This window comes from Psychrobacter halodurans (genome assembly GCF_017498075.1).
In the GTDB taxonomy this organism is placed as follows: domain Bacteria; phylum Pseudomonadota; class Gammaproteobacteria; order Pseudomonadales; family Moraxellaceae; genus Psychrobacter; species Psychrobacter celer.
The window spans coordinates 18680-40385 of the sequence record NZ_JAGBKN010000001.1; the positions used below are offsets into that span (position 1 = coordinate 18680).

18 protein-coding genes are annotated in these 21706 nt (G+C 49.0%); 5 read left to right on the forward strand and 13 right to left on the reverse strand.

The features are described from left to right. Positions 1-210 precede the first annotated feature (210 nt). Positions 211-648, reverse strand: a complete 438-nt coding sequence (locus J3491_RS00075) for an HIT family protein (RefSeq protein WP_207968782.1) — start codon at positions 646-648, stop codon at positions 211-213. Between the two features lie 223 nt (positions 649-871). Between J3491_RS00075 and J3491_RS00080 the strand changes: the two genes are divergently transcribed. The 3 genes from J3491_RS00080 (at position 872) to J3491_RS00090 (ending at position 5347) form a co-directional block, all read left to right on the forward strand. After that, positions 872-1621 carry a hypothetical protein gene (locus J3491_RS00080; protein ID WP_207968783.1) on the forward strand — a complete coding sequence of 250 codons (750 nt, stop codon included), beginning with the start codon at positions 872-874 and terminating at the stop codon, positions 1619-1621. 258 nt (positions 1622-1879) lie between these two features. Beyond that, positions 1880-3790: a dihydroxy-acid dehydratase gene (gene ilvD / locus J3491_RS00085; protein WP_207968784.1), complete on the forward strand. Its 1911-nt coding sequence runs from the start codon at positions 1880-1882 to the stop codon at positions 3788-3790. 303 nt (positions 3791-4093) lie between these two features. Then, positions 4094-5347 (forward strand): cation:proton antiporter, encoded by a 1254-nt coding sequence (locus J3491_RS00090; RefSeq protein WP_207968785.1) that lies wholly within the window; start codon positions 4094-4096, stop codon positions 5345-5347. A gap of 44 nt (positions 5348-5391) precedes the next feature. On the opposite strand, the gene J3491_RS00095 is transcribed toward J3491_RS00090, so the two are convergent. The 4 genes from J3491_RS00095 to J3491_RS00110 all read right to left on the reverse strand — a co-directional run bounded on the left by J3491_RS00095 (position 5392) and on the right by J3491_RS00110 (position 10123). Continuing rightward, positions 5392-6771, reverse strand: coding sequence for a serine hydrolase domain-containing protein (locus J3491_RS00095; protein ID WP_207968786.1), 1380 nt, complete (start codon positions 6769-6771; stop codon positions 5392-5394). Between the two features lie 83 nt (positions 6772-6854). Then, positions 6855-7433, reverse strand: coding sequence for a protein tyrosine phosphatase family protein (locus J3491_RS00100; protein ID WP_207968787.1), 579 nt, complete (start codon positions 7431-7433; stop codon positions 6855-6857). A 129-nt stretch (positions 7434-7562) separates the two neighbouring features. After that, a complete protein-coding gene (locus J3491_RS00105) occupies positions 7563-8477 on the reverse strand; it encodes a MaoC family dehydratase (protein ID WP_207968788.1) in 915 nt (304 codons plus the stop codon). A 245-nt stretch (positions 8478-8722) separates the two neighbouring features. Then, positions 8723-10123, reverse strand: coding sequence for a 3-oxoacyl-ACP reductase (locus J3491_RS00110; RefSeq protein WP_075102117.1), 1401 nt, complete (start codon positions 10121-10123; stop codon positions 8723-8725). Positions 10124-10654: 531 nt separating this feature from the next. On the opposite strand from J3491_RS00110, the gene J3491_RS00115 reads away from it, so the two are divergent. Together J3491_RS00115 and ppk2 are read left to right on the forward strand one after the other, a co-directional pair. Continuing rightward, a complete protein-coding gene (locus J3491_RS00115; RefSeq protein ID WP_207968789.1) occupies positions 10655-12121 on the forward strand; it encodes an acetyl-CoA C-acetyltransferase in 1467 nt (488 codons plus the stop codon). Between the two features lie 239 nt (positions 12122-12360). Then, positions 12361-13374 carry a polyphosphate kinase 2 gene (ppk2, locus tag J3491_RS00120; protein WP_241900678.1) on the forward strand — a complete coding sequence of 338 codons (1014 nt, stop codon included), beginning with the start codon at positions 12361-12363 and terminating at the stop codon, positions 13372-13374. Between the two features lie 122 nt (positions 13375-13496). On the opposite strand, the gene J3491_RS00125 is transcribed toward ppk2, so the two are convergent. The 8 genes from J3491_RS00125 to J3491_RS00160 form a co-directional block, all read right to left on the reverse strand. Then, positions 13497-13844, reverse strand: coding sequence for a PilZ domain-containing protein (locus tag J3491_RS00125; RefSeq protein ID WP_100749423.1), 348 nt, complete (start codon positions 13842-13844; stop codon positions 13497-13499). A gap of 63 nt (positions 13845-13907) precedes the next feature. Continuing rightward, positions 13908-15026, reverse strand: a complete 1119-nt coding sequence (locus J3491_RS00130) for a DNA polymerase III subunit delta' (protein WP_207968790.1) — start codon at positions 15024-15026, stop codon at positions 13908-13910. A gap of 68 nt (positions 15027-15094) precedes the next feature. Continuing rightward, positions 15095-15946, reverse strand: coding sequence for a 3-deoxy-manno-octulosonate cytidylyltransferase (gene kdsB / locus J3491_RS00135; RefSeq protein ID WP_243455984.1), 852 nt, complete (start codon positions 15944-15946; stop codon positions 15095-15097). A 102-nt stretch (positions 15947-16048) separates the two neighbouring features. After that, on the reverse strand, positions 16049-17215 hold the full coding sequence (lpxK, locus tag J3491_RS00140) for a tetraacyldisaccharide 4'-kinase (RefSeq protein WP_207968791.1): 1167 nt from the start codon (positions 17213-17215) through the stop codon (positions 16049-16051). Between the two features lie 50 nt (positions 17216-17265). Then, positions 17266-19053 carry a lipid A export permease/ATP-binding protein MsbA gene (msbA, locus tag J3491_RS00145; protein WP_243455985.1) on the reverse strand — a complete coding sequence of 596 codons (1788 nt, stop codon included), beginning with the start codon at positions 19051-19053 and terminating at the stop codon, positions 17266-17268. A 120-nt stretch (positions 19054-19173) separates the two neighbouring features. After that, on the reverse strand, positions 19174-19605 hold the full coding sequence (locus J3491_RS00150; RefSeq protein WP_075102123.1) for an ExbD/TolR family protein: 432 nt from the start codon (positions 19603-19605) through the stop codon (positions 19174-19176). A 78-nt stretch (positions 19606-19683) separates the two neighbouring features. After that, positions 19684-20415, reverse strand: a complete 732-nt coding sequence (locus tag J3491_RS00155; RefSeq protein WP_241900677.1) for a MotA/TolQ/ExbB proton channel family protein — start codon at positions 20413-20415, stop codon at positions 19684-19686. A 51-nt stretch (positions 20416-20466) separates the two neighbouring features. Further along, on the reverse strand, positions 20467-21600 hold the full coding sequence (locus tag J3491_RS00160) for a ParB/RepB/Spo0J family partition protein (RefSeq protein WP_207968792.1): 1134 nt from the start codon (positions 21598-21600) through the stop codon (positions 20467-20469). Positions 21601-21706: the final 106 nt, after the last annotated feature.

The following is a 21706-nucleotide window of genomic DNA, read 5'->3' on the forward strand; positions in this document are numbered from 1 at the left end:
GTTTGATGAATGGGTTCTAAAGACAGAACTGCTTAACCAACAGTCAGCCATTATGATATTTATCACACTCTTTTAAAAAACCCCAGACAATCTCTGTCCTTGTAACACTACTTTAACGATTGTTACATGACTATTACCAAGCAACAAAAAAGGCAGCTTGTTAGCCGCCTTTAATGTATAAGATATATTTGTTTGTCTACAATGGCAATATTATCCTGCAATAACTGCGGCAAGCTGTTGCGCCAGATCTGCCAGCTCGCCTTGATCCGCTTGGGTGACGGCATGACGGCCTAGCTCATGAATACTCGATGGAATCAGATGGACATGATAATGAAACACTGTCTGCCCAGCTTGCGAACCATTTAGCTGCATTTGGATGATGCCTTCGCGCTCGAACACTTGGCGCTGCGCTTGCATGACTTTTTTGGCAGTCATCAGTACCGCTGCCGCATATTCTGGCTCCAGATCAGCCAATTCGATTGCTTTTTGTTTGGGGATGACCAGTACGTGGCCTTTTGCTTGTGGCATGATATCCATAAAGGCAAGGGTTTTATCGTCTTCAAAAACCTTATGATATGGAATCTCACCCTTTAGCATTTTTGCAAAGATGTTATTGTCGTCATACTGAACGTGATTGTTTTGATTCATTGTTATTCCTTTATTCATTGGCCAGTGTGGTGAGTGAATGACTCGGAAGCTTTGCTCACAACAAGTGTTATATAGTGGACGAAACAGCGCCTGAGTACAAGCCAATTGCTGACTTGTCAATCAAAACGCCCATACCAATATGCGCCGACTCGCTCAGCAATTTATTGGCGACTCATAGGCTTTAAATGTTATATTAACCCTCTACTTTAATGATGCTATATTTATGGATTCGCCTACCTTGCCGACGCCTTTATCAAACGACAACCTAAACGACCATTTAGCCGCCAGCTCTGCTGCAGAAACGCGTACTGAGCACCCAGCGCAGAGCCTGCCGCCTAATAGCGTGATTTTGGCCGAGGCGCTGACCGATAGCAGCATTCATTGGCAAATACACAACTGCAAAGTCAGCAAAAAAACAGTGACGCAGGAGTTGCCGCTGCCTTTTTTATATCATTACGACAGCTTAGACGATACCATCAAGCAAGCCAACCCGCTCACACCTGCCCTACTGGCTCAGTTTAATAGGCCGATGAGTGCCAGTGAAGCCGCGCAGCTCATTGGGATTGAGGCCGCGCTCATCAGCAGTCCTTGGCACATCAAGGTCATCGGCTCACTGGTGGTGTTTAGCGAGGCCCTGCAGTTAGCTGTGCGTCTGCACTGGACCAATACGGGCAAAGACACCGAGCAGATCTATACCAAAGAAGCGGTGGATGCGCTGAGCACCGCCTTAAAAGACTGGCAGTTCTTTGGCCGCGTCGATGTACTCTACAAAAACGACAAACAAACGCTTGTCTCTGTTTTAGAGGATACTGACTCACAAACCGCGACAAACGAGCGGATATTACCCATCGCCGCCAGCGCTGAGTATCAGCTGTTGCCAGCGCCTCACGCTCTAGAGGTTATCGCCCGACTAGAAGCGGATAAAACCGATCTGCCTTGGTTTGACAAAGCCATCTTAGAGCGCCTAGCATAAATTGTCGTGTTGGGCCGCCTTATGGTTTCTTGTGGTTTATCGTTGATGCGCTTGCAGGACGGCACATTGCTATTAAAATAAGATTTTATCGATACGATGAATACCACATGATCATGGCATATTTTTGTCATTCATATCTAATGGTATGGTCATGACCTAGTATTATTCATTGGTCGTTATTTAGTATAAAAAGCACACTATCATCACAGCTGAGGCTGCACTTTTTTATAAACCTCGCCTATTTGTAAGGAAAATCACATGGATTATCGCTCAAAAACCTCTACCGGTGGTCGCAACATGGCAGGTGCTCGCGCACTGTGGCGTGCAACTGGCATGACTGATGGCGACTTTGGCAAGCCAATCATTGCCATTGCCAACTCATTTACTCAGTTTGTACCCGGTCACGTACACCTAAAGGATTTGGGTCAGATGGTTGCACGTGAGATCGAAAAAGCAGGCGGTGTGGCAAAGGAGTTTAATACCATTGCGGTCGACGATGGTATCGCCATGGGCCATAGCGGCATGCTGTACTCATTACCCAGCCGCGATCTGATCGCTGACTCAGTTGAATACATGGTCAATGCCCACTGCGCCGATGCCTTGGTATGTATCTCTAACTGTGACAAGATCACCCCAGGTATGTTGATGGCCGCGATGCGTCTTAATATTCCTGTAGTATTCGTCTCTGGTGGGCCTATGGAGGCTGGTAAAGTCATAGCCAGTACGGTGGCTCATAGTCATAACAATGATGGCGGCAGCGATGTCCATACCACTGATAGTAAAGGCAACGCCATTCGCAAGCTCGACTTGGTCGATGCCATGATGGATGCCGCTGATGACACCATCAGTGACGAAGACGTTTTGGCTATCGAAAGCTCTGCCTGCCCGACTTGCGGCTCGTGCTCTGGTATGTTTACTGCCAACTCCATGAACTGCTTAACCGAAGCACTGGGGCTATCATTGCCCGGCAATGGCTCACTGCTTGCAACCCATGCGCTACGCCGCGAGTTGTTTTTAGAAGCGGGCCGCACGATTGTCTCATTGGCCAAACGCCGCTATGAGCAAGACGATGAGTCTGTCTTGCCGCGCTCTATCGCCACCAAAGCTGCGTTTGAAAACGCCATGAGCCTCGATATCGCCATGGGCGGCTCGACCAACACCATCTTGCATTTACTGGCGGCCGCCAACGAAGCAGAAGTGGATTTTAAAATGGCGGACATCGATCGCCTAAGCCGCGGTGTGCCTTGCCTATCTAAAGTCGCGCCTGCCTCACAAAAGTACCATATGGAAGACGTCCACCGTGCAGGCGGCGTGATGGCATTACTCGCCGAGCTTGATCGAGCAGGCCTATTGACCACCGACATACCGACCATCCATAGTGCCACGATGAAAGAAGCCATCGACAAATGGGACATTATGAATCCTGATAACACCGAAGCACGGGCGCTATATGTTGCAGCACCGGGCGGTGTACGTACCACTCAAGCGTTTTCGCAGGCGAAAGAGTGGCCAAACCTCGATGTCAATCGCGAGTCAGGCTGTATCCGTAGTGTCAAACACGCTTACTCAACAGATGGCGGCCTTGCCGTGCTTTATGGCAATATCGCTGAGCGTGGCTGTGTGGTCAAAACCGCAGGCGTTGATGAAAGTATTTTAACCTTTACAGGTCGCGCGCGTATTTTTGAGTCGCAAGACGCAGCCGTCGCCGCCGTATTGGCAGATGAGATCGTCGCAGGTGATGTGGTCATCATTCGCTATGAAGGACCAAAAGGTGGCCCTGGTATGCAAGAGATGCTATACCCTACTACGTATCTTAAGTCTAAAGGCTTGGGCAAAGAGTGTGCGCTGCTGACTGACGGCCGCTTCTCTGGTGGTACCTCTGGCCTCTCTATTGGTCACGCCAGCCCAGAAGCGGCGGAAGGCGGCGCGATTGGTTTGGTTATGGAAGGCGACACCATTCATATCGATATCCCAAACCGCACTATCAACATGCAAGTCAGTGATGCCGAGCTGGCGGCGCGCCGCGAAGAGATGGAAGCACGTGGCCGTGATGCGTGGAAGCCTGTCAGCCGTGAGCGTTATGTGACACCAGCCTTACGCGCTTATGCTGCCATGACCACCAGTGCAGATACGGGGGCGATACGCGACGTGAGTCAAGTTGAACGCTAACGACATCCCGACCCTCTAAAACATCAAGCTGTTGAGAAAAGCCTGCATCGCGCAGGCTTTTTTTTCACCAAAAAACAACGCAGCACGCGTTTTGATAACGATTTTTTGCGGTAATAATATATTTTTGGCGTCATGATAAGACTGACTCAGAGCAGCGGCGCTGACAACTTCGGACAAACTACCGGTCAGATAACTTAGGTGAGCTGGTTATCGACTAGGTCGTCATACATTAAATATTTTTAAATAGTTATCGATAAGAATTTTTATAACATATTTTTATAACATAGTCGCGTGCACCCCTTTATGATTGAAAACTATAACGTCTTCTTATTGGTCTGCGGTATCGCCTTTTTGTTTGGGGCGCTGTTTCCTATCGTGTTTAAACGCACCCCGATCTCATTGCCGATGCTGCAGGTAAGCTTTGGATTGCTCATGGGTTATTGGTGGACGACATTATCGTTTTTGGATCCGATTGACAATGGCCTTATCATCGAAAAACTCACAGAAATCGTGGTCTTGGTATCACTGGTTGGCGCGGGGATCAAGATTGATACCGAGCTTTCTTGGCGGCTGTGGCGACCGACGATCAGGCTGCTGCTCATCACCATGCCGATTGGTATTTTTGCCATGGCAGCGTTGGGCTACTATGCTTTTGGTTTGAGTATGGGGGCGGCGATTTTGTTGGGTGCGGTGTTGGCACCGACCGATCCTGTCTTGGCGTCTAGCATTCAGGTCGGCCCACCAAACACTGGCGGTGAGGACACACCGCGCTTTACCTTGACTTCAGAAGCAGGGTTGAATGACGGATTGGCGTTTCCGTTTGTTTATTTGGCCATCAAGGTGGCAGAAGCGTTGAGCGCAGGTCAGCGTTTCGATGGCGAGATGCTCTGGTCATGGTTTACTCATGATGTTTTGTGGAAGATAGGCGCAGGATTGATGGTGGGTATCGTCGTTGGCAAAGCCATGGCCAAGCTTGTGTTTTCTAAATACAGTCAAGAAACGCCCATCTCGCAAGGCTATGTGGTGATCGCTCTGACGCTGGTCGCTTATGGACTGGCCGAGTATGTAGAGAGCTATGGTTTTATCGCGGTGTTTGTCGCAGCCTTTGCCTTTCGCCGCTCAGAGCACCAGCATGATTACCATCAAAAACTCCATGATTTCGCTGAGCAGTCAGAAGGCTTACTCATGTCGCTGGTACTGGTGGTGTTTGGGATGCTGCTTGGTCAAGGCTTACAGTCAGGCATCGAGCTGACATGGCGAGTCTACATCGTCAGCTTTGTGTTTTTACTTCTGATACGTCCTATCGGCGGGTTTATCGCCCTATCGGGGCTAGGCCTACCTCATTCCGAAAAATACGCAATCTCAGCCTTGGGCATTCGCGGTATCGGCACCTTGTATTATTTATCCTATGCGCTCAACCACGGCTACTTTGCAGACGATGATGCGCTCAAGTTATGGGTGGTCTGCTCTATTGTGATTTTGATATCTATCTTTATGCATGGCTTGAGTGCGCCAAAGCTGCTCAAAATAACACCCAGCAAGCCGCCTTCGACATAAGCATTATCGAACATGTTAGCAATTTATACACTATCTACGTGCTGCTAAGGCGCTATCAACGCGAGTACTGCTTCGGTCAAAGCAAACTGACGAACGTCATTGAGCATCGTAGTATCGAAGTTATGAATAAAAGCAAACGACAATTTCCGCGATGGATCACACCACGCCACTGAGCCGTTGTAGCCCATGTGACCAAAACCCGCCGCAGTATCAGCACAGACACTAAACAGACGATGATAACCCAAGCGCCAATGCATAGGCGCTGGCATGACTGCGTCTAACCCTGTGACTTGGGGCGTGGATAACTGCTCAAAAGTAGCGCGATCGATTAGCGTCTGACCTTGCCATACCCCGCCATTGGCAAGCATGGCATATATCGTCGCCAGCGCCTCAGCCGATGCAACCCCATTAGCAGCAGGGATAACGGCTTGTAGCGTTTGTCGTTGATAGTAATCAATAGGCTGCTTGCCGGCTGGGATAAGCGCTGATTTGTAGTTTTTTAGATTGAGGTGGCTGGTATCAAAATACAGACGACTGATACCTGCAGTGGTTAACGCCGGCTGGCGGTGATATCCTTTATCCGTCCCAGAAGCAGCTACAGAGCGCTGCATCTGTAAGGCTTGCTGCTGCCAACACGCCACACTTGGTAGATGATTATAGACAAATAAGGTATTTGCCGAGTCTGGTTTTAATGTGGGTTTTTGTCGTTTTTGCCGCAGCTTAGGGGTTGCCATCTCGTCTGTATCAAAGTCTTTGGCCAGCGTGGCGACAAGGTCGACTTTATCATCTGGCACCCCAAAATAGCAGCTATCAGCAATCCCTAATGGCGTCGTCAAATAATGGCTTAGCGCTTGCGCAAGTGGCATCTTGGTGACGACTTCTACCAAGCCGCCCAGCACCCAGCCGTAGATTAGCGCACTATAAGCGGAGTCGTAAGCGTCGGCTTGGTCAGGTTGAGTCATGGTCATGTCGGCAACTTTTTTGCGCATATACGACCAGTCTAGTACCGCCTCGCTATCTGCCTCAATACTGGTAATTGCAAAGAGATCAGCTTGGTGCGACATCACCTGCCGCAGCGTAACATGCGCTTTGCCATTAGCCGCAAATGCCGGCCAATACTGGGCAATGGGGACGTCATAAGCGAGTAGCTGTTTGGAGACCAATACATGAACCAGAGCCGCGAGCACCCCTTTACCGGTCGAAAAGTTAATCGCTAGGGTTTGCGGTTGCCATGCCATCTCTGGACGCGCCAAGCCCACACTAGCACGAGCGATACACTCGCCCGCCTGATAGACTACTAGCGCCCCGCCAGCTGGCGCATCATCAAGCTGTAATTTTGTCAGCAATTGCTGTTGGCGCTGCTGCAGGGTAGTATTTATTTGAGCGTCATCGCGTTCGTTGGTTTTGTTCATTGTCTCAGTCATGGCAGCCTTACTCTATTATCATAAAAAGGCCACCGTTTGGTCGCCTTTTGTTCTATTAGCCGATTACTTTAGGGTATATCTTCTTAGCGCGGGACCAACAAACGATTATACACCTCATCTTCTAGCTTGCTCAGACCGTGACTACGTCCCCGTGCCATGGCCGTATCCATTTTGCGGCCGCGTAGCCAGCCGGCGCGCAGTGCCGTCACCGCGCCCACTCTATTACCAGAGCCACAGTGTAGGGCTACCTTTTTGCCGTGATACTGGCGCAGGATATTATCAAATGCCAATACTTTTAGCTGCTTTAAATCAGCAGCGCCGCTGACAGGCAGCTGCTCATAATACATGCCTGCGCGCTTGACGGCGGCAGCTTCATCGAAGCTCAGCTCGTCATCAGGCTGCAAGTTGATGACCAGCTCGACGCCAGCCTTTGCCAATGCCTCAACTTTTTGTTCATCCAGAGCGCCGCATACGATGGTATTGGCGTCAGGACGAAAATAAGGCTCAAAGATGGTCGAAAGCTCGATGCCATTGTCCACATTGTCCGCATCAGCTGTGGCGCTGTCGCCTGCTGCAGCGTCATTGGCAGCAGCGGTGTTAGTCGCTGCGACATCATTGATTTGATCTGGATTTGGGGTTGTTACTGTAGTATGTGAGGTCATAATAATAAAAAGATTCGTTAGTCTGTCTACGTAGGATATATATAAAGACAAACGCGCTTTAATCCTTAAACGCGCTTGATCCGTTCGCCATAACTTTCGATAGCAGTTACGCGAGAGCCCCAGCTGTATTTACTTAGCGGTCTTGAGCGTTACCAAACCCGCTAGATGGGGCTTGTCGTTTTTGGCGCTAAATAGACCAAACTCACAACCATCATCTGTGTTTTGTAGCTGTGATACCGGCTCGGCAATCAGCTCTACTTCAGCAGGCAAAAAGATAGGGAGTTTAAAGGACACATCGACAGTACAGGCATCAGGCAACTCATCCATCAGCGCGAGACATTTGGCTTTCGACCACATACCATGAGCAATCGCTTTTGGAAAACCAAAGGCCCGTGCCGATAGCGGATGCAAGTGAATGAGGTTAAAATCCCCTGAGACAAACGCATAACGACGGCCAATATCTTCTGGTACTTCAAAAACACTGTGGGTCCCATTGTCATCGATAGTCGGTTTTACGGTAACTGGGCGCGGTTTGCTTTTTTTATCTTTACTGCTGCTGGGTTTTTTGCCACGTGATAGGTAGGTTGATGTACCTTCCCACACCACCTCGTCTTTTGATTTGACGGTCGTGACAAAATCAAACTGTTGACCTTGGGCATGGTCACGCAGATTATCAAAAGTCACAGACATCGCCACTGTTTCACGCTCGCCGATAGGACGATACTGCGTCACACTGTTGTCTACGTGTACGAGACCGAGCATCGCAAAGGGAAACGGCTCTTTGACCATCATGTTCATTTGCAGCGTCTGCGACAACACAGAAAAATAAGTAATAGGCACTTTGCCATTATCTGCAAAACCACAAATCTTACGATAATCGTCTAAATTCTCTTGATCAATATGGAGGTCATCGACGTAGTAAGTCGCTTGTGGTAACTGATCTTTACTGACTTTGCCACTGTTACCGATAGGCAATAAGCTTTTGACGATATTGGCATAAGTTGTATGCGCTTTTGGCAACGCATCATAGTGTTTGTCTGACATAAATAAATCCTAAGTGGGGCTGGAGCAAACCTTTTGGGGCATTGTTATCATGAATTCTACGTTTTTATCATAAAAAAGCCACCCTTGGGCAGCTTTATTACAATTTATCAGCAATTTTTTCGTAAGCATATGTTAGGCAATCAAGAAAAACCTCACATTACGATGTGAGCACCGCTTTATTCTTTAGCGATACTTACCTTACTTACTTTTGCCACAGTTTAGCTATGCACGGACAATTGCTTGTATTAAGCACCCAGTAAGCTTTGACCACAAACGCGAACGATGTTGCCATTTAGGCCACCCGATGCAGGAGAGGCAAACCAAGCGATGGTCTCGGCCACGTCTACTGGCAGACCGCCTTGGCTCATGGAGTTCATGCGGCGACCTGCTTCACGAATAGCAAAAGGGATGGCCTCTGTCATTTGCGTTTCGATAAAGCCTGGTGCCACAGCGTTAATGGTCATACCCTTGGCATTATCTTCTAACTGTTTGGCGGTGGCATTGACCAGTCCGATGACGCCCGCTTTAGAAGTGGCATAGTTGGTTTGTCCCATGTTGCCTGCGATGCCTGAGATAGATGACACACATACGATACGTGCGTTGTCTTTTAATACATCATTTTCTAATAGATAGCGATTGAGTCGTGCGATGCTAGCTAGGTTGATATCGATGACCATATCCCACTTTTTTTCATCCATTTTTGCCAACGTCTTATCGCGCGTGACTCCAGCATTATGAATGATTGAATCAAGCCCACCGCGCTTTTGTGCCGCCTCTGCGATTTGCTTGCCTGCATCCTCGCTGGTGATATCGACTGTCAGCACAGAGCCGCTGATTTCACTTGCGACTTTTTGTAGATCTGCCTGCTGCTGAGGTACATCTAAGCAGATAACGTGAGCGCCTTCGCGAGCCAATACGCGCGCGATTGCTTCACCGATACCACGGCTGGCACCTGTCACCAGCATGGTTTTGCCACCTAAAGGCTGTGTCCAATCGACATCTACTGTGTCACCTTTACTGACACGTACCACTTGTCCTGATACATACGCTGAGCGCGCTGAGGTAAAGAAACGCAGCGTTGAATCAAGATTTTGCTCAGCACCTTCTTCGACGTAGACCAACTGGGCGGTGATACCGCGCTTAAACTCTTTACCAACAGACTTCACAAAACCCTCAAGCGCACGCTGCGCCAAGGCAGCTTCAATGTCTGTGAGGTTTTCTGGCGTACGGCCAATAATGATGACACGGCCTGATTTTTCGACACGGCGCGCCACTGTATGAAAAAATGCATATACTGCTTTTAGCTGGTCGGCATTACTGATATTACTGGCATCAAATAGCAATACTTTAAACTTATCATCGCCGCCAGTATTGGCTTTTGCGTCTACACCAGCATCAGCCAGCGCATCTTTGATATCGTCGCTACTATTGACGTACACATCTGCATGGACCTCTGATAAGATGCGGGCCACTGCAGCGCTTACGCTTTTGTCGTCGCCATCAGCGCGACCAACCAACACACTGCCACGTACCAAAGGCTCACCGCTCTCAAAACGATCTAACGTCACTGGCAGTGGTAGACCTAAATTTTTGGCCACTTTTTTGCCAATAGACGACTGAACAAAATCACCATAACGGTCTGACATAATATAATCCCTATAATAAATGGTTAAAATAATTAAAAATGCAATGCGCCTATTATATAGACTCACCGGACGCATCATTATTGATATTTAGTAAATGCATTAAAATCTGGCTTAACTATACACTTCCGCTATAAACAAGTCCAAAAACTGACAAAGTCTACAACAATCTGTAAACAAGCCAGTATACAAGATGGCAACTTTTTTTCGCGTCACCGTGCCTGATACTGTGTTAAAATCAGACCCATAAGTTATGGCAAATGCAATTATCGATAACAATATATTATCAAATGCATTATTATGCAATGATAATAATCGAGACGCCTGAGTTTACAAAAATAGTCTGAGTTTTCAAGCCGCTCTTTTGCTTCTAAAAATCCTGACCAAGCGGCGACAAGTAAGCGTCACATCGTTTGCCAAAGACATACATTATGCTGGTAAAAACGTCTTATCATAGATGACCATAGTAAGTAATAAATAATGGCCAGCAGCCACCCTTTTTCTTTTGTACCCATACTCTTTAAGGATAATATTATGAGTAATAAAAACAATCACCCTGATAGTCCAGTCGTTGAAAGCACTGTCGTAAAATCTACCGATAGCAGCAAAAAAGACACTACAACCAAAGGTGCTGACAGCAAAAAAACCACTGAGGGCGCTGCCGCAGCCGTCGGCAAAACAGCAGCTGCTACCCAATCAAAAAAGGCCAAACCAGCCTCAAACCTAAACCGCGTCGCAATCTTGGGCGGCAACCGTATCCCCTTTGCCCGCTCAAACGGCACTTACGCTGACGTCAGCAATACGGACATGCTAACCGCTGCATTAGATGGTTTGGTCGAGCGTTATAACCTACAAGACGAAATCATCGGAGAAGTCGTCTCTGGTGCGGTCATGAAGCTGAGCCGCGACATCAACTTAACGCGCGAGGCGACGCTAAACACAGCTCTAAACCCTCATACGCCAACGTACGATATCTCACAAGCCTGTGGTACTGGCTTACAAGCGACCTTTGCCTCTGCCAACAAAATCGCCCTTGGTTTGATTGACTCAGCCATCACAGGCGGTGTCGATACCACCTCTGATGCGCCTATCGCTATCGGTGATGGTCTGCGCAAAGTCCTTATCAAACTCGGTGCGGCAAAAGACAACAAGCAGCGCCTAAAAGCACTAATGGGGCTAAACCCTAAAGATTTGATCGACACCCCGCAAAACGGTGAGCCGCGTACCGGCCTATCAATGGGTGAGCACCAAGCCATCACCGCGCTTGAGTGGAATATCAGCCGCGAAGCCCAAGACGAGCTGGCGTTTAACAGCCACAAAAACCTAGCACGTGCTTATGACGAAGGCTTCTTTGACGACCTTATCACGCCATATAAAGGCTTAACTCGTGACAACAACTTGCGCCCAGACACCACGCTCGAAAAGTTGGGCAAGCTAAAGCCAGTATTTGGTAAAAAGAACGCCAACCCAACCATGACAGCGGCCAACTCTACCCCACTCACTGATGGCGCCTCTTGCGTCCTACTCGGTACGGATGAGTGGGCAAAAGAACACGGCCTCAAGCCATTGGCGTACATCACGCACCAAGAAACAGCGGCTGTTGATTTCATCGGCAAGTCAGGTACTACTGAAGGCTTGCTAATGGCACCTGCCTATGCGGTACCGCGTATGCTTGAGCGTGCTGGACTAACGCTGCAAGACTTCGACTTTTATGAAATCCACGAAGCGTTTGCGTCACAAGTACTCTCAACGCTTGCAGCATGGGAAGATGAGACATTCTGTCAAGAACGTCTGGGTCTTGATGCACCACTTGGCTCCATCGATCGCAGCAAGCTAAACGTAAACGGTTCATCATTGGCAGCAGGCCATCCATTTGCAGCGACAGGCGGCCGTATCCTAGCCACTGCAGCTAAGCTACTGGATCAAAAAGGCTCAGGCCGCGCTCTGATCTCTATCTGTGCAGCAGGTGGCCAAGGCGTCACGTGTATCCTAGAAAAATAATACCGCCATTGTCTGTTTAACAGACAGATAGCTTCGGTTGTCTAAAACACCCATTAATCACGCGATTAATGGGTGTTTTTTTGTGTATACAATCAGCCAATAAAACCGATGACCGTTGTCTTATCAAAGGCCACTTCACACAATAATCAAACACACCTACCGCCTAGTCCCCCTGCCAGATGTGCTAAAGTAAAGACCACAACAAACAAAATCATAATAATATTTGGCAGGAGCTTTTTATGAGTAAAATTCCTTCGGCGATTGACCCAAGACTCTTAACCACACAAGAGCGTCAAAAGCTTAGCCCACCCGAGCAAAACAGCTTTATCAGTCGGATGGACAAGGAAGTGTTTGATGATGAGCTACGCCGTAAAATGCACGAAGACCTTATCGACACCTATGATGAAGAGCTAGAAAACGAAATAGATGATTATGTGCGTGATTTTCGTTTTGATGGGCGGGAGATGAGCGAACAAGAAAGGCTGGATCGCCGACTGTACTTTCAGGAGCTGGTGCGCCTGCAGCGCGAGCTTATCAAGCTACAAGACTGGGTGGTCGATCGCGGCGAGCGTATCGTTGTGATATTTGAAGGACGCGACTCGGCGGGCAAAGGCGGCGCGATCAAGCGCATCACCCAGCGCCTAAACCCACGGGTATGCCGCGTCGCTGCTCTGCCCGCACCGACAGAGCGTGAGCAGTCGCAGTGGTACTTTCAGCGTTATGTCGCTCACTTACCAGCGGCTGGCGAGATCGTCTTGTTTGATCGCAGCTGGTACAACCGCGTCGGGGTTGAGCGCGTCATGGGGTTTTGTACCGATGCTCAGTATGAGGAGTTTTTTCAGTCGGTGCCTGAGTTTGAACGCATGCTCGTGCGCTCGGGTATTCGCTTGGTCAAATACTGGTTTTCGATCACCGATGACGAGCAGCACTCACGCTTTATGAGCCGTATTCATGACCCACTCAAGCAGTGGAAGCTCTCCCCAATGGATTTGGAGTCGCGGCGACGCTGGGAGGACTACACCAAAGCCAAAGAAACCATGTTTGAGCGCACTCATATTCCTGAAGCGCCGTGGTGGGTGGTAGAAGGCAATAACAAAAAACGCGCGCGCCTCAATTGTATCGCCCATTTGCTCGAGCAAATCCCTTATAAAGAAGTACCGCGTGATGAAGTCGAGCTACCAGAGCGCAAACGCGATGATGAATACTACCGCGAGCCTATCCCAGATGATATGTACGTGCCACCGCGTTATTGACAGCTTACGGCTATTTCACCCTACTCAGTCTCAAACAAAAAGGCCGCGGTATCTTAAATGAGATACCGCGGCCTTTTTTATACGCCTAGCATAGCGTGCCAGTCATCACCATAATGCGTCAGCTACATGGTATAAGTAGATTGCAAGCTGTCGATTTTGCCAGCCAATAAACGTTCTACTTCGTTTTTGATTCTTTGCCCTGCGATATCGGTGCCGATTTGTACCGCAAAACCGGCTGGCCGGCCACTTTGGGTTTTAGAGTTGATCCATACCACCTTACCATTCATCGGTAAACGCTCGCTGGAGTTTGGCAACGTGATGGCAATAAACACTTCATCGCCCAACTGCTGTGGACGATCAGACGGTACAAATAACGCTCCATTGGTCACAAAAGATAAGTAGCTGGCATATAGCGTTTCGATGTCTTCAATATGGCAGGTTAAGACCCCGCCGCGTCCTGGCATGGCCATAGTCAGCTTCCTTTAGTCATTGGGTTAAATGTTTATGAGTGAGCGCTCGTTTTAAATGTTGGTTTATAAACGCGCCAATTCTTGCATCAGCTTATCATAGGCAAATTTTTCTTGCACATTTTGTTGTAGCGCAACTTTGCTTTGCTGTAAGCGATGAAAAAATGCTTCTATAGCACTGTCGTCAGGGGTACTGCCATCAGCCTGATCGCTCGTAAGCGCTGTCCAATTGATATCCTGCTGTAGCACTGCTAGACCTAAACAGACGCGGCGTATGTCGAGCAGCATCAGCTCAGAGAGCTGAATAAACTCTATAATACTAAGCTGTGATTGCCAATAGTCACTAGCCGCCACGCTACTACGTTTGCCACTTCGCAGCGCCAGCCAAGTCGTCAGCCATAAGGCACGCTTGCTATACCATGGGGCGTTGGCCAAGGCGATCGCAGCGAGCGGCGCGCCATTAGCCAGTTGTATAAGCTGGCGAAGCGCGGCTGGACTCACGGCTTCACGGTTGACCGTCGCCCCAAGTGCCTGCGTTACATAATCCATGGCGACTGCAGGCTCAATCATCTGTAACGCCAATTGCTGGACGCGGCTTTTGATCGTGGGTAACAGTTGGGCTGGACTGTCGCTAATCAAAAACAAATGTACCTGCGCTTGCGGCTCCTCCAAGGTCTTGAGCAGCGCGTTGGCAGCAGCGACCGTCATTTGCTCTGCATGGTCTAACACACAGATGCGCAGGCCTTGGCCACCTTGATAAATAAAGGGCTGTAGCGCGCGGATGTCATCTACTTTTATTTTTAAGGCGCTATTGCTTGTGGTCTTGGTGTTTTTTTTACCGGCTTTTTCTTTAGTTTCTATATTGTCGATACTGACTGGCATACTGATAAGTGGCAACGTCTGCAAGCTTGGATGTGTACCAGATCTGAGCCACTGACAGCTTTCACACGTGGCGCACGCTCCTTGCGGATGGGTTGCACGCTCGCGGCATAACAGCCACGCCACCAGACGCCAAACAAAAGCACGTTTTCCCATGCCTTGCATGCCTGCGGCCAGTAGAGCATGCGGCAAAGTCTGCTGCCGAGTGACGCGGTCAGTGAGCTGCGACCATAGTGCTTGCTGCCATGGCAATAATGGCGCAAAGTAAATATCATCTGCAGTCTTTGATGCACCTATATTTTCCATTGTATGACCTATGGCTCCAGCTTTATAAAATGACTTGAAAGCTTAATGGTAGTTTTGCTTAGGCTATTTTAGTTAGTCATGCTGCTCGGGCTCTGAAAGTCGGTGAACGCCATTGCATTGAGGCGATCCAAGTCCTCTTGGGTATCGACCCCAGCCGGCAGATGACACGCTGCAGTCGCGATGGCAATATGACCACCGTTTTCTAGTACGCGTAATTGCTCCAAACTCTCTAAGGTCTCAAGCGGGGTCTGTGGCCAATGTACAAACTGCTGTAGTAAGCTCACGCGGTACGCATAAAGCCCCAAATGCCGATAAGCGTTTTGGGGTGGTTGTTTGTTTGGCTCGTCTGCCAATACCACGTCACGGTCACAAGGAATGGGCGCGCGGCTAAAATATAGCGCGCGCTGCAGTGCATTAGTATATTGACTGACGACCTTGACCACTGAGGGACGCAAAAAAGTCTCATAATCATCGATCGGCTCACACAAGGTGGCCATGACGCTGGCTTTATCCGCGACCAATAGATTCTTTACTTGCTCTAATAATAAAGGCGGCACCAGCGGCTCATCGCCTTGCATGTTGATGACGATATCCTGATCGGCCCAGCCTTTGATGGCTGCAACTTCCGCTAAGCGATCTGTACCCGAAGCATGCTCGCGGCTGGTCATCACCACCTCAAACCCTGCGTCCACACAAACCTGAGCAATGCGCTCATCATCAGTTGCGATACACAGGTCATCGGCAAAATGTGCCGATTGCGCCTTTTCAGCGACCCACAAAATCATCGGTTTGCCATGAATAGCTAACAACGGCTTGCCAGGTAGTCGAGTACTCTTAAAGCGGGCAGGAATCACAATGTGAGTTTTGACAGCAGCCATAGACGCAGTAGCAGGGTCAATGACAGACTCAATGTTAGACATGGTTACTTCCTTAGCAGGTTTGATGTGACGTACCGTCTTATATGTTTTTGATAATGGCTATCTTTGATAATGACTGTTTTTAGAGCCGCTTTATTTTTTTGTTTATTTTAGGGCTTGATGAGATTTGATATCGATATCCAGTCTCTGTAATTGCTCTGTCAATAAGTGGTAGCAATCATCAGAGAGCACTGCGGTGACTGGTAATACCCAGAGCCTACTCACCAGTGCTTGGTAATCATCATCTAGCGCATTATTAGCCATGGCCTTTGAGAGTAATGCTTTGATTTTTACAGCGTCTTTTGTGGTAACGACAATAGGATGCTGACGATACTGTAGCAGCTCCGCCAAAGTAAAATCATAATGATCTGGATAAGGATGAGCGATGACCTCAAAGCCTAAATCTGTGAGCGTCTCAAAAAAACGCTGCGGATAGCCGATGCCGCTGACTGCATGTACTTGACTGCCTGTCTTTGGCGCTGCCGGATGATCTTGCTGCTCACTCGTCTGTATATCGGCCTTCGCAGCGTTTGGTTTTTGGGTATTCGCCAATGAAGGTGCCCATAAAGGCTGCATGCTGTCCGCTTGCATATACATAAGCAGGCGCTGATTCGGCTGCTTTTGCTTGCTTGCGTGCTCGGCGGCTGGACTTGTCTGTTGCTTGCTATGATACACAACAGTGGCACCCTTAAGCCGAGACAATGGCTCACGTAAAAACCCTGTCGGTAGTAGCTGCTTATTACCAAAACCGCGAGCGGTGTCCACGACGATCCACTCTATATCACGCTGCAGTGCATAATGCTGCAAGCCATCATCGGCAATGATCAGTTGCAAGTCTGGGTGAGCGGCCAATAACGTTGTGATCGCTTGCTGCCGATTGGGACTGACTGCCATCGGTACGCCTGTCATATTGACGATCAAACACGGCTCATCGCCGACCACGCTAGGGGTGCTGCTGGCATCGACCAGCGCTGGCATCTGGCTATTATCACCGCCATAGCCGCGACTAATCACCCCCACCTTGATACGATGTACCGCTTGTAGATGGCTCACCAACTCAATAATCAGCGGCGTCTTGCCGCTACCGCCCACACTGATATTACCGATGACCATGACAGGTATGGGCGCCCGATAGCTGGCAAACACCCCCCATCGATAAGCCTGACGACGCAGCGTGATGATGAGACCATATAGCCAACTAATAGGCAACAGCAGCCATAGCCAAGCGGCTTTGCGTTGCCATGCACGCGTCACTGTCGTCTCAATACTCAAGGCTGGTTGCTCACTTATTCGTTGATTTGAAGCTTTACACGCACTGACGGCTACTCAAAATCGCGGGCATACATCTGGGCATAATGACCTTGCTTTTGCATCAGCTCATCATGGGTGCCCAGCTCTACAAGCTGACCACCATCTAAGACTGCGATACGATCGGCGGACTCAATAGTCGTCAATCGATGAGCAATGACCAATGTCGTCCGGTCTTTCATAACATTATCAAGTGCTTGCTGGATATAGTACTCTGACTCATTGTCCAGCGCGCTGGTTGCCTCATCTAGTATAAGGATCGGTGCATCTTTTAGCAGTGCCCGAGCGATAGACAAACGCTGACGCTGACCACCTGACAGCTGCAGACCTTCCGCACCGATTTCGCTTTGATAGCCATTTGGCAGCTTCATAATAAAATCATGAGCAAACGCATCTTTGGCTGCTTTTTCTACCTCTGCTTGGCTCTTATTGGCCAAACTGCCATAAGCGATGTTATTAAAAACAGTGGTATTAAATAGCACTACCTGCTGATTGACCATCGCAATCTGCGCGCGCAGACTCTCAAGCTTGATATCCTCAATCGGCCGTCCATCCAAGGTAATCTGCCCCGAGGAGGTCGACAAAGTACGCGTCAACAAGTTGACCAATGAAGACTTACCAGCACCGCTGCGCCCTACCAAGGCTACCGTCTCCCCTGCTCGCACATCCAGCGTAAAGTCGCGCAGCGCTACTGTCGAATCGGGATACACCAAACTGATATTGTCCAGAGATATCTCCCCAGACAACGCTGGGCTGACCGTGCCGGTGTCTTTTTCTTCTGGCTCATCAAGTAGCGCAAAGATGGACTCACCCGCGGCAATGCCTTTTTGCAGTTTTTGATTGACATCGGTCAGGGATCGAACCGGCTTACTGAGCAGTCCTGCCGCGGCGATATACGAGATAAACTCACCGGCAGAGATATTGTCGATTACCGATGGTCTAAGGGCCAGCCAAACCACCACCGACATCGCCATGGCCATCAGCAGCTGTACCGCTGGGGTGTTGATACTGTTGGTTACGACGACCTTCATACCTTGGCGCAGGTTCTTTTTGGAGGTTTTATCAAAGCGCTCGGCTTCGTAAGCTTGGCCGCCGTAGTTTTTGACCACCTGATAGCCACCGATGACTTCATTGGTGATATGGCTGACATCCCCCATGGTTTCTTGGATACCTTTTGACAACTTGAGATAACGCTTGGATGCGATGCGAATCAGCCATAATATGGGCGGCAACACCACAAACAAAATCAAGGTCAAACGCCAATTACTATAAAGCAAAAAGCCAATCAGACCAATCACAGTCAAACCATCTCGCAACACCGTTTTCATCGAGTCGGTACTGGCAGCGGTGACTTGCTCGACGTCAAATATCAGCTTTGAGGAGATAGTGCCTGCCGGATTGGCCAAATAAAACGCACTTGGCAAACGCAGCAGCTTATTAAACACCTCCACACGCAGCTCATACACCAAGTTGCGTGACACCAATGCGGAGTAATAGTTACCCAAAAAGCTACCCACACCGCGAACAAAGAACAGACCAATAATAAGCAGTGGAAACAAATCTTGCTTACTCTGGTCATTTTGATTGATGGCATCAGTGATGTATTGCAGCAGTTTGGCAATCCAAATCTCGGTTGCCGCATTGATCGCAAACCCCACAACCGTCAGCAGTAATGCCCACCAGTACGGCTTAAGATAGCGTAGCAGCCGCAGCAATGTCTGGTATTTTGGCGTACCTGAGGGCGCAGCCGACTGTTTTTTCGCAGACGGTTTTTTAGCGTCAGATGAATAAGCTTGGCTCATAAAAGCCTCAATTTGGGTGTCATAACATGAATGGACTGTATCTATACTGCACCTTCACAGAACTGCAGCTTCACTGAACTACAGCTTTACAGATAAGTGCGGCATCGAGCACGCCATATATTATTGCGGTAACGACTGGCCAAGCGGCACAACCGTACTGATATTTAGGTTCAAAAACCCCATTTTGCCAGCGACATCCATCACGCGCACGACTGATTGGTGCGTGGCATTGGCATCTGCCGCGATGACAAAGAGCATTTCACGATTGCTGCCGGCTTCTTGCTGAAGCATACTGGTCAGCTCCGCTTCATTACTGCTCGCAAGTGTGATGCCATTGACAAGATAATTGCCATCTTCTTGCACTGCCACTTCGATGGTATTGTTCTGCTCTGTCAGCGCCACCCCTTCTGCCTCAGGGAGAATGATATTTAAACGGCTAAAATGATTGAACGAGGTGGCCAGCAACAAAAACACGATTAAGAATAATAAACAATCAATCATCGGTGTCAGATTGATTTCAAGGGGCTCGACCGTCGGTTTTCTAAAGCGCATACCATTCTCTTTAATTGACTCAATACCACACTTGGTAGAATACTGATAACGTAGAATATTGATAACCACTGACGCAGGTTATGAGGTCATGGCTGCTTCAGCATTGACCTCTAACCCATGCATAGCAGGCGCTGAGTCTGCCGCGCCCTCTACTGCAGCAGAAGGAAACTGACGCATATCCGCCAGATTACTATCTGCTAGCAGGTGATAGTCGTATAGCTCTTGAATCATCAAGCCCGCTTGGGTCTCAAACTGTGCATTGATATCAATGATACGGCGCTGAAAATAGCGATAGGCCACCAGTGCAGGGATGGCCACAATCATCCCTGCAGCTGTGGTTATCAGCGCTTGTGATACCCCAGCAGCTAGCATCGTCGGGTCCTGCATCGCGCCATCAGTAATTGCCAAAAACGATGAAATAATACCCAGTACAGTACCCAATAGCCCGAGCAGTGGGGCAATCGCGCCGATGGTGCCGAGCATATTGATGTTTTTTTCTAACTGATGGATTTGCACACTGGCACGGTTTTGCATGTGCATGGTCATCGAGTCTAGCCCATACTGGCGATAGAGCAGCCCTGTCGCTAGGATATCGCCTAATGGGGTTTTTTCTTTAACGTTCATCAGCTGAGTGCGGCCGATATCACCGTTTTCACGCAAGCGTGTGATTAGCTGTTCACGCAGTCTGCTTGGAACGATTTTGTTAAACTGTAAGGTATGACTACGCTCGATAATGATGACCAATGCCAAAATTGAGCACAACACAATCGGCGTCATCAACCAACCACCTGCCTTTACCAACTCCCACATATTGCTTCTCTTTTATGTTTTTTTAAATAGTTGTTATAAAGATGGCGCTTGTTAAGCCTGCGCTTCTATCTGTTTGATCAAAGCGGCCAGCTGGTCTTGACTATGAAAAAATATCTCGACACTGCCCTGTCCGTCTTTTTTGTGCTTAAGCTTTACTTCAGCGCCGAGCATATCTGTCAGGCGCTGGGTCAAACGCTCGACGTCACGTGATTGCACTTGCTCAGCGCAGCTGACTTTTGGCGCAGGCTGGAGGATGGATTTTACCAGCTTCTCAGCTTCGCGTACCGTCATGCCGCCATCGATGATCTTTTGGGCGATGATCGGCTGCTGCTCAGAAGAGAGCGCCAACAGGGTACGCGCATGCCCCATATCAAGCGCATTGTTGGCCAAATGATCTTTGACCGTGTCATGCAGCTGGTTGAGACGCAGCAAGTTTGACACAGTGGTACGCGCCTTACCGACCACCTCAGCGATCATCGCATGGCTCATACCAAACTCGGTATGAAAGCGCTGCAGTGCAGCGGCTTGTTCAATCACGGATAAGTCTTCACGCTGGATGTTTTCAATCAATGCTAGCGCAATCGCCAGCTCATCAGACAAAGCGCGTTCAATCGCTGGAATGACTGGCTTACCTGCCATCTTGGCCGCACGCCAGCGCCGCTCACCTGCGATGATTTCGTGCGTGACAAAATCCTCACTCTTATCTTCACTGGCCAGTAGTGGACGAATCACGATAGGCTGCATGACGCCATGCTGCTCGATAGACGATGCCAACTCTGCCAGCGCCGTTTCACTCATATCACGGCGCGGCTGGTATTTACCCGCTTGCAGGCGTTTGACATCGATCTGCACCAAGCTGATTTGATCTTCAAGCACACTGTTGTCTGTACCTGTGGCACGCGGTTTGGCCGCTGCCTTGTTTGTAGCCCGTGATTTTCGGCCACTGCTATCAGCAGCACGCGTTTGGGTTTTAGCAGCATTGGTACGCTCAGAGCGAGTCGCGACACTAGGCGCTTTTTCGTTCGTGTTTGATGGCGAGGTATCTGACGTGTCGACGGGCGCAGCATTGCCACGCGCAGCCATATCGTCTTGCAAGGCAGAGGCGGTAATTTGCTTTTCTTTTTTGATTGACCCTAATAAGGCATCTAAGCCTCGATTGGCCGCCAACCCTCTCTTTTTCGCCATGATTACCTATCCTCTAACACTAAAATAAAAGCCCATTTTTTACAAATGCGGCTTACTCATTACTTATAAATATGATAGTTACTGCTTATCTACTCTAACGCTGGCC

Bases quoted from the DNA above. Each gene is read 5' to 3' on its own strand.
- ilvD (WP_207968784.1), top strand. From the start codon at position 1,880: ATGGATTATCGCTCAAAAACCTCTACCGGTGGTCGCAACATGGCAGGT.
- J3491_RS00105 (WP_207968788.1), bottom strand. From the start codon at position 8,477: ATGTCAGACAAACACTATGATGCGTTGCCAAAAGCGCATACAACTTAT.
- J3491_RS00075 (WP_207968782.1), bottom strand. From the start codon at position 648: ATGAATCAAAACAATCACGTTCAGTATGACGACAATAACATCTTTGCA.
- kdsB (WP_243455984.1), bottom strand. From the start codon at position 15,946: ATGTCTAACATTGAGTCTGTCATTGACCCTGCTACTGCGTCTATGGCT.
- J3491_RS00115 (WP_207968789.1), top strand. From the start codon at position 10,655: ATGAGTAATAAAAACAATCACCCTGATAGTCCAGTCGTTGAAAGCACT.
- J3491_RS00160 (WP_207968792.1), bottom strand. From the start codon at position 21,600: ATGGCGAAAAAGAGAGGGTTGGCGGCCAATCGAGGCTTAGATGCCTTA.
- ppk2 (WP_241900678.1), top strand. From the start codon at position 12,361: ATGAGTAAAATTCCTTCGGCGATTGACCCAAGACTCTTAACCACACAA.
- J3491_RS00110 (WP_075102117.1), bottom strand. From the start codon at position 10,123: ATGTCAGACCGTTATGGTGATTTTGTTCAGTCGTCTATTGGCAAAAAA.
- J3491_RS00125 (WP_100749423.1), bottom strand. From the start codon at position 13,844: ATGGCCATGCCAGGACGCGGCGGGGTCTTAACCTGCCATATTGAAGAC.
- J3491_RS00155 (WP_241900677.1), bottom strand. From the start codon at position 20,415: ATGTGGGAGTTGGTAAAGGCAGGTGGTTGGTTGATGACGCCGATTGTG.
- J3491_RS00080 (WP_207968783.1), top strand. From the start codon at position 872: ATGGATTCGCCTACCTTGCCGACGCCTTTATCAAACGACAACCTAAAC.
- J3491_RS00090 (WP_207968785.1), top strand. From the start codon at position 4,094: ATGATTGAAAACTATAACGTCTTCTTATTGGTCTGCGGTATCGCCTTT.
- J3491_RS00100 (WP_207968787.1), bottom strand. From the start codon at position 7,433: ATGACCTCACATACTACAGTAACAACCCCAAATCCAGATCAAATCAAT.
- J3491_RS00150 (WP_075102123.1), bottom strand. From the start codon at position 19,605: ATGCGCTTTAGAAAACCGACGGTCGAGCCCCTTGAAATCAATCTGACA.
- J3491_RS00130 (WP_207968790.1), bottom strand. From the start codon at position 15,026: ATGGAAAATATAGGTGCATCAAAGACTGCAGATGATATTTACTTTGCG.
- msbA (WP_243455985.1), bottom strand. From the start codon at position 19,053: ATGAGCCAAGCTTATTCATCTGACGCTAAAAAACCGTCTGCGAAAAAA.
- J3491_RS00095 (WP_207968786.1), bottom strand. From the start codon at position 6,771: ATGACTGAGACAATGAACAAAACCAACGAACGCGATGACGCTCAAATA.